Below are 806 nucleotides of genomic sequence, written 5' to 3' on the forward strand. Positions count from 1 at the left end.
TCAAAAACTGCTAATTAAGCAATGATTTTTGATACAACACCAGCACCAACTGTACGACCACCTTCACGGATTGCGAAGCGTAAACCTTCGTCCATCGCTACTGGGTTGATAAGCTCTACTACAAACTTAAGGTTGTCACCAGGCATTACCATTTCAACACCTTCAGGAAGCTCTACTGCACCTGTGATATCTGTTGTACGGAAGTAAAACTGTGGACGGTATCCTTTAAAGAATGGAGTATGACGACCACCTTCATCTTTAGAAAGAACATATACTTCTGACTCAAACTTAGTGTGAGGAGAAATTGAACCAGGTTGACATAATACTTGACCACGCTCAACGTCTTCACGCTTAAGGCCACGTAATAATACACCACAGTTCTCGCCAGCACGACCTTCGTCAAGAAGCTTACGGAACATTTCTACACCGGTACAAGTTGATTTTTGTGTATCACGGATACCAACAATTTCTACTTCGTCACCAACTTTAACAATACCACGCTCAACACGGCCAGTTACAACTGTACCACGACCTGAGATTGAGAATACATCTTCGATAGGCATGATGAATGCACCGTCAATTGCACGCTCTGGCTCTGGAATGTATGAATCTAATGCATCAGCAAGTTCTACTACTTTCGCTTCCCATTGCTCTTCGCCTTGAAGGGCACCTAAAGCTGAACCTTGAATTACTGGTAAATCATCACCTGGGAATTCATATTCGCTAAGAAGTTCACGAACTTCCATTTCTACTAATTCTAATAATTCTTCATCGTCAACCATGTCACATTTGTTCATGAATACGAT

At 41.9% G+C, this 806-nt stretch carries 1 protein-coding gene; it reads right to left on the bottom strand.

Features of this window, described 5'->3' with window-relative positions:
- Positions 1-14: 14 nt before the first annotated feature.
- The coding region (locus tag AC27G3_RS18140) for an elongation factor Tu (RefSeq protein ID WP_487124039.1) at positions 15-806 on the bottom strand (792 nt) is incomplete at its 5' end.

Source organism: Colwellia sp. SU-HH01217 (assembly GCF_057543495.1).